This window comes from Thermodesulfovibrionales bacterium (assembly GCA_035686305.1).
Taxonomy (GTDB): domain Bacteria; phylum Nitrospirota; class Thermodesulfovibrionia; order Thermodesulfovibrionales; family UBA9159; genus DASRZP01.
In genome coordinates this window covers 1-7,138 of sequence record DASRZP010000101.1, presented here as the reverse complement: position 1 = coordinate 7,138, position 7,138 = coordinate 1, and the positions used below count along the sequence as shown (strand labels likewise).

Genomic DNA, 7,138 nt, shown 5'->3' with positions numbered 1-7,138 from the left:
TACGCGGGGATGAACCGAGGAGGTCTCTTCCCCGGTGCTCTGCATAGGGATGTTCCCCGCATACGCGGGGATGAACCGCTCTCCACGATTGTAGGAGAGCCCTTAATGGCATGTTCCCCGCATACGCGGGGATGAACCGGTATAATTGCGGTTGCCAGACCCGTCCTGGACATGTTCCCCGCATACGCGGGGATGAACCGACGGCATGGGGGCATGTAGCGTTTCGGATTTTATGTTCCCCGCATACCCGGGGATGAACCGCATGAGGCAGGAAATTGAGAACACCTTATGCCATGTTCCCCGCATACGCGGGGATGCGCTGACGCATAGAGGAACGTTCCTCTTGTAGGGAAGCAACGTTTGGATTATAAGCTCATGAAACCCTTAATATGGTGGTGATATGAAAACTAAGACTCAGAACCAAAGCCACGCATTCAAAAGACCGATCGATGATTTCAAAAGGGAATTATCCGCCTTATATAAAGACAGGCTGAAGCAGATAATCCTCTACGGCTCATGGGCAAGGGTGGAGGCGACAGGAAAGTCTGACATTAACGTGGCATTAGTGCTTCAGGGAAGAGTCAAGCCGGGGCAGGAAATTGACAGGATAATAGACATTGCTTCCGACCTGAATTCCAAACACGGCGTATTATTGTCCGTCTATCCGGTTTCGGAACATGACTACCGCCACATCAAAAGCCCTCTCCTGATGAATATCCGCAAGGAAGGAGTGCCGGTTTGAAAGAGATTCGGTTCCTTCTCAAAAGGGAACCACATTAGGATAGATTAATAGACAAAGGTCTTCGGGTCCTTCAACACATGGCATCTGTTGCAGAGGCCCTTTGCCGCTTTCTGCCCGACTACCCAGGTGTGAGCCTTGTGGCAATCGAGACACTCCATCTTCTTCTTCATGTGGAGCGCATGCTGTCCCACTTTTACTTCGCTCTGATGGCATTGTCTGAGACAATCTTCTGACGTGAGTTTTATTTTCCCGTGGGGTTTGTGGCATTGGTGGCATTGGAAACTCGACATCGGGCCCTCGAAGCGCTCCTTATGGCACTTCAGACACCGGTCTTTCGAGACCATCGTCGGTGTCTTCTCCGAGAAAGAATGGCACTTGAGACAGGAGAAGGCTTCCATGCCGATACCGTGAACTCCTTTGTCCGTGTGACATTCCTTGCACGCATTCTCATTGGGTTTAAAGAGATGGAGACTCTTACCGTGACAGACCTTGCATTCGATATTGAGCATAAAGACATGTCTTGCATGACCGTAGGACTTTCGCAAAGCTGAACCCTGGGCAACCTCGCTGAGATGGCACGTCTTGCATTGGAGCCACGGTTTCTTTCTGCCGTGGGACTGCGAAAAAGGCCCGGGGGTCTTCACCACAAAGGAGACGAGCAGTTGATTCTGCTCGATGAGGCTGAGATTATGGCATTTCTGACAGGTAAAATCCCGGTGCTTTCCCCTCTGCCATTCCTGAAAGGCCTCCTTCATCATATGGCATGACATGCAGAACTCTGGGTCATCCTGGGTGTGCCGGTAATACTTATACCCTACCACGCTGCCGAGGATACCGATGATCGCTATGAGGGCGAGGACAAATCCCGTGATGTGTTCGATCAGCCTGTCAAAAAATTCCTTCAGTCTCTGCCGTCCCATTCGTCATCTCGGGATTGCGTCTGGTTTTCGGGAAAGCCTCTTCATTACGACCAAGGCGGCCAAAGCGGTGACAATGCTGATGCCCTGGGAAACAGAGATTCCCGACAGGATGAATCCCCTCACCTCGTCTCCCCTGAAGAACTCGACACCGAACCTCAGCATCGAATAGAGGAGAACGTACGTCCAGAACAACTGCCCTTTAAAGGACTGATGTCTCCTGAGGGCGATGAGGATAAGAAAATTGAGGAACTCTCCGACGGACTCGTACAACTGAACAGGATGGAGCGGTACGCCTATCTTGGCGAGACAATCGGGGTCCGAAAACGTGACGGCCCACGGCAGTCCATGGGCTTCTCTCCCATAACAACACCCCGCTGCATAACAGCCGAGCCTGCCAATGGCATGGCCGATCGGGAGGGACGGGGCGAATATATCCGCGACCTTCCAGGTGTCGAGCCGATGTCTCCTCAGATACCATATCGCCACAGGAACTGCGAGAAGGAGTCCCCCGTAAAAGACAAGCCCTCCTTCCCATATCTTGAAGATATCGAGGGGATGTCTCACATAATGGTCCGCACTCACCACGACAAAGAGAAGCCTTGACCCGACAATAGCGGCGAGGAGGATATAGAAACCCATATCCATGATCCTCTCAGAGGCAACACTCTGCCTCTTTGCCTCACGACCGGCAAGGAGGAGGCCGACGAGAAAGCCTGCCGCGACCAGAAGGCCGTAAGTGTGTATCGTGAGGGGCCCGATCCTGATAAGTATCGGGTGCATTACAGCGGATTCTCCCTCTTCCCCGGGAAGAAGGAATGGAAGAGCAGCACTACGAGTCCGACGGTAAGAGATGAATCTGCGACGTTGAATGCGGGCCAGTGGAACCTGCCTGCAAAGACATCGATGAAGTCCGTCACTTTGCCGAAAACGATCCTGTCTATGAGGTTGCCGATTGCCCCGCCCAGTACGAGAGCGAGTCCGAAGCGGTCTTCCCCGGTCCTCATGAGGAGAACCAGGACGACGATGATCGCGACTACGGAAATGAGGATGAAGGTCGTATTTCCGAGAGCCGCGAAGAGACCGAAGGCTGCGCCCTCGTTCCTGACGCTGACGAGCTGGAGGAACGGAAGGATCTTCTTGATCTCAAAGGGACCTATCGAATCCCTTGCGATATGTTTTGTGATCTGGTCAAAGAGGACGATAGCGAGTGCAACGAGGAGATATGCGGCCTTTTTCATTCTACGACATTATAACATCTCTCGCAGAGATCGGGTGCGTCTTCGAAGGTCCCGACTCTTGTGCTCCAGTTCCAGCACCTCTGACATTTCCCGCCTTCCGCCTTCGTGACCGTGATCGTAATGCCCGGCAGCTCAGGGCTCTCAAAAACACCTTCACCGCTGACAGGCCCCCTCCCGATTTCGACGTCAGAGACTATGAAGAGCGCTTTCAGGAAGTTCCGGTACGCGTCGAGAAGGGCATAGTCCTCGTCAGGAAGAGAAAGGATGACCTTTGCCTCGAGGGAATTACCGATGAACTTCTCCTGCCGTTTTATCTCAAGGGCCTTGTTCACGGCATTCCGGACGGCAATGAGTCTCTCCCACTTCTCTTCGAGCGGCCCATTGTGGAACTCTTCATCGAAAACAGGGAAGTGTGTCAGGAATACGCTCTCCTCGTCCCTTCCGGGCATAAAGCCCCAGATCTCCTCGGCGGTGAAAGAGAGCACGGGGGCCATGAGCCTCGTCATAACGGAAAGGATTTGATGGAGGACCCATTGAGCAGCCCTCCGCTCCGGAGAATCGGTCTTTGCTGTATAGAGCCTGTCCTTCAGGATATCGAGATAAAACGAACTCATATCAACGATGCAGAAATTATGGACGCTGTGGTAGACCTGATGGAATTCAAACCTCTCAAAGGCGTCGGTGACCTTCCTCACGAGCCCCTGGAGACGGGACATGGCCCACCTGTCGATCTCGAGGAGGCCATGGCGATAATCCTTCCCGTCATAGTCAAAGAGGTTTCCGAGGAGGAACCGGGCTGTATTCCGTATCTTCCGGTACGCTTCAACGAGCCTGTCGATGATCTCCTTGGATATCTTTATGTCGTCCCTGTAGTCCTCAGCAGAGACCCAGAGTCTCACGATTTCTGCCCCGTTTGCCTTGATAATATCCTGCGGCGCCACCACATTGCCGAGAGACTTCGACATCTTCTTGCCCTGACCGTCAACGACAAAACCATGGGTGAGGACCGTCCTGTAAGGCGCGGCCTCCCTTGTTCCGACAGAGGCGATGAGCGAGCTCTGAAACCACCCCCTGTGCTGATCGCTTCCTTCCAGATACATATCAGCGGGCCAGGAAAGTCTCTCGTCCTTTCCCAATACCGCAGCGTGGCTGACGCCGGAATCAAACCAGACGTCGAGTATATCCGTTTCCTTTGAAAAAACCTTTCCTCCGCAGCTCGTGCAGACGTATCCCGGAGGCAACAGTTCTTCAGCCTTTTTCGTGAACCAGATATCTGCTCCATGGCTCTCGACAAGTCTCACAATGCCATCGAGGAGATCATGGTCTTCGACAAACCGGCCGCATTCGCCGCACTTCAGAAGCGTTATCGGAACCCCCCAGGCACGCTGCCGGGAGATACACCAGTCAGGCCTGTTCGCCACCATGCCGTAAATCCTCTCTTTACCCCAGGAGGGGATCCACCGCACCCTCTCTATCTCTCCGAGACACCTCTGCCTCAGGTCACGCTGCTCCATCGAGATGAACCATTGCTCCGTTGCACGGAAGAGCACAGGCTTCTTGCACCTCCAGCAATGGGGATAAGAATGGGTGATCTTCTCTTCATTGACCAACGCATTCCTCTTCCTCAGGGTCTCAATGATGAGGGGATTCGCCTTGAATACGAATTCTCCCGCCAGGTCGCCTGCCTGCTCGGTGAATCTCCCCTTGTCGTCGACAGGAGCAAAAATGTCCAGACCGTATTTCAGTCCGGTCTCGTAATCATCCTCGCCATGGCCAGGCGCTATATGGACAATGCCCGTTCCTTCTTCGAGAGAGACAAAATCCCCCAGGACAGCCCTCGACACTCTCTCAACGAAGGGATGGAGCACTTCCATGCCTTCGAGTTCTTTGCCCGAGGCCTTTGCGATGACAGGACCCGTGAGGCCTATCCTCTCTCTGAGCGCATCGAGCCTGCCCCCGGCAATGATATAGACTTCATTCCCCGCTTCGACTGCTGCATACTCAAAATCCGGGTGAAACGCCACAGCCAGGTTTGCAGGCAAGGTCCAGGGGGTCGTCGTCCAGATGATCACAAAGACCTTCCTGCCCTTGAGCGCGGGGAGGTATCTCCTGAGGCTCTCTTGGGCAACGGCAAACTTTACGAATATTGACGGAGACTCCTTGTCAGCATACTCGACCTCTGCCTCTGCAAGGGCTGTGACGCAGGAGGGACACCAGTGCACCGGTTTCTTCCCTTTATAAACATAGCCGGCCTTTACACACTTCACAAACTCCTCGACGATTGCCCCCTCGTATGAATTCGTCATGGTGAGATACGGTGAAGACCAGTCGCCAAAGACGCCGAGCCTTTGAAACTCTTCCCTCTGGACATCAACGAACTTCGCCGCATAATCCCTGCAGAGCTTTCTCTTTTCGAGGAGGTCCACCTTTTCCTTCTTCTCACCGAGGTTCTTGTCGACCTGGAGTTCAATCGGAAGACCGTGGCAGTCCCAGCCAGGAATATAAGGGGAAGAGAAGCCCTGCATAGACTTGTATTTTACGATGATGTCTTTCAGTACCTTGTTCAGGGCATGGCCGATATGAATATGGCCGTTCGCGTACGGCGGACCGTCGTGGAGGATGTATGAAGCGTCCTCTCTATTCTTATCCTGTATCTTTTCGTATATCTTCTTTCCTTCCCAGAAGGCGAGGATCTCGGGCTCCCTCTGGGCGAGGTTTGCCTTCATCGGAAAGTCCGTCTGCGGAAGATTAAGGGTGTCCTTGTAGTCCATCAACAAAATTACCACAGGGTCGGCCTAAAGTCAAGAAAAGAGCGGTACAAAAGCCAGCAGGACAAGGGCGGATTCACGATCTCAGCGGCCCTCGTATTTGAGATTGGTCAGAATCGCCGCTATACGCTATACTATGACTAGATGAGGGTGCATCGGGCTCGGTGTCTCTGCAACAAAACCCTCTATTCGTCACGAAATGTCATAGAGATTTTGGAAAGGTGGTGAGATGGATGAAGATCAGGAAGATCACAAAGAAGACGGCAACAACCTGCAAGTGCAAGGGGTCGTGCTGATCATTTTGCGGGAAGAAAGGATATTCTTGAAGGGCGTATGACAATACGCCCTTTCTTTATTCCATCGGCCTGCTCCCAATCCCATGGCAATCATACACGCATATCTCGCTCGAATCGTTCGGAGGTTTGGTTCTGCACTTGACCCTGCATAATGAAGACTTGACACATGTGTTAGTATAACCAAAGGAGTGAAAGACTTGAAAAAGAGATTCCGCACTATTTCCAGTGATGACGGTGTGACAGGCGGTCATCGCATCCCTGAGCCGAATCCTTTCAATGATGGTGAGCTCTTGGATGCGTATTCACGGGCAGTAATCGGCGCTGTCGAAAAAGTGAGCCCCGCTGTTGTCCACGTCGGTATCCAGCAGGGGCCGAGCAGCAATGGGCAACACGGTTTCCCTCCCGGAACCCAGGGCACCGGCTCAGGCTTTGTATTTACACCCGATGGATTTATCCTCACAAACAGCCATGTAGTGCACATTGCTGAAAGGATCGAGGTGACCCTCCCTGACGGAAGGCATTACGAGGCATACGTCGTGGGTGATGACCCGCATACCGACCTTGCTGTTATACGAATCCACGCCCCGAATCTTGCCGCGGTACGCCTCGGTGACTCACAGACCATCAAGGCCGGCCAGCTGGTCGTTGCCATCGGAAACCCCTTTGGCTTTCAGTGCAGCGTGACCGCAGGGGTCGTGAGTGCACTCGGTCGTTCGCTGAGAGCGCGGTCCGGAAGGCTCATAGACAATGTGATTCAGACAGATGCAGCCCTGAATCCCGGCAATTCAGGCGGGCCCCTCGTCAATTCCCGCGGTGAAGTAATAGGAGTAAATACCGCGATGATTGCATCTGCGCAGGGCATCTGTTTTGCCATCGCGATAAATACGGCAAAGTTCGTAGCAGCAGGACTCATGAAAGAAGGGAAGATACGCCGCAGCTCCATAGGGGTGGCGGGACAGGATGTCGTGATCAACCGGCGCATGGTGCGTTTTCATAACTTGAAGGTCGAAAGCGGTGTCATGGCTGTCGCAATCGAAATCAACAGCCCTGCGATGAGAGCGGGTCTGCGTGAAGGTGATGTCATTATCGGTTTTGGCAATCAGCCGGTCGCCGGGATCGATGAGCTCCACAAGCTGCTGACTGAGGAGACCGTGGGGAAGAGCTTTCCCGTTAC

General features: G+C 53.3%; 6 protein-coding genes. 2 read left to right on the top strand and 4 right to left on the bottom strand.

Features of this window, described 5'->3' with window-relative positions:
* The first annotated feature begins 400 nt into the window (after positions 1 to 400).
* The gene (locus VFG09_11545; GenBank protein ID HET6515785.1) at positions 401 to 742 is read left to right on the top strand and encodes a nucleotidyltransferase domain-containing protein; all 342 of its coding nucleotides are present in this window, start codon (positions 401 to 403) and stop codon (positions 740 to 742) included.
* Between the two features lie 44 nt (positions 743 to 786).
* On the opposite strand, the gene VFG09_11540 is transcribed toward VFG09_11545, so the two are convergent.
* Genes VFG09_11540 through ileS form a run of 4 tightly spaced genes read right to left on the bottom strand, consistent with a single transcriptional unit; the run spans position 787 to position 5,671 of the window.
* Entirely contained in the window at positions 787 to 1,662 is an 876-nt protein-coding gene (locus tag VFG09_11540; GenBank protein HET6515784.1) for a NapC/NirT family cytochrome c, read from the bottom strand.
* A gap of 3 nt (positions 1,663 to 1,665) precedes the next feature.
* Positions 1,666 to 2,442 (bottom strand): prolipoprotein diacylglyceryl transferase, encoded by a 777-nt coding sequence (gene lgt, locus VFG09_11535; GenBank protein HET6515783.1) that lies wholly within the window; start codon positions 2,440 to 2,442, stop codon positions 1,666 to 1,668.
* The gene (gene lspA, locus VFG09_11530) at positions 2,442 to 2,900 is read right to left on the bottom strand and encodes a signal peptidase II (GenBank protein ID HET6515782.1); all 459 of its coding nucleotides are present in this window, start codon (positions 2,898 to 2,900) and stop codon (positions 2,442 to 2,444) included. Before lspA ends, lgt begins: the two co-directional genes overlap by 1 nt.
* Positions 2,897 to 5,671, bottom strand: a complete 2,775-nt coding sequence (gene ileS / locus VFG09_11525; protein HET6515781.1) for an isoleucine--tRNA ligase — start codon at positions 5,669 to 5,671, stop codon at positions 2,897 to 2,899. The genes lspA and ileS overlap by 4 nt, the downstream gene beginning before the upstream one ends.
* A gap of 490 nt (positions 5,672 to 6,161) precedes the next feature.
* On the opposite strand from ileS, the gene VFG09_11520 reads away from it, so the two are divergent.
* Positions 6,162 to 7,138 (top strand): trypsin-like peptidase domain-containing protein (locus tag VFG09_11520; GenBank protein HET6515780.1); only part of this gene is annotated, 977 nt, incomplete at its 3' end.

What these genes read in the sequence shown, in the direction of transcription:
- lspA (HET6515782.1), bottom strand. Translation starts at nt 2,900, where the DNA reads ATGAAAAAGGCCGCATATCTCCTCGTTGCACTCGCTATCGTCCTCTTT.
- VFG09_11540 (HET6515784.1), bottom strand. Translation starts at nt 1,662, where the DNA reads ATGGGACGGCAGAGACTGAAGGAATTTTTTGACAGGCTGATCGAACAC.
- VFG09_11545 (HET6515785.1), top strand. Translation starts at nt 401, where the DNA reads ATGAAAACTAAGACTCAGAACCAAAGCCACGCATTCAAAAGACCGATC.
- ileS (HET6515781.1), bottom strand. Translation starts at nt 5,671, where the DNA reads ATGGACTACAAGGACACCCTTAATCTTCCGCAGACGGACTTTCCGATG.
- lgt (HET6515783.1), bottom strand. Translation starts at nt 2,442, where the DNA reads ATGCACCCGATACTTATCAGGATCGGGCCCCTCACGATACACACTTAC.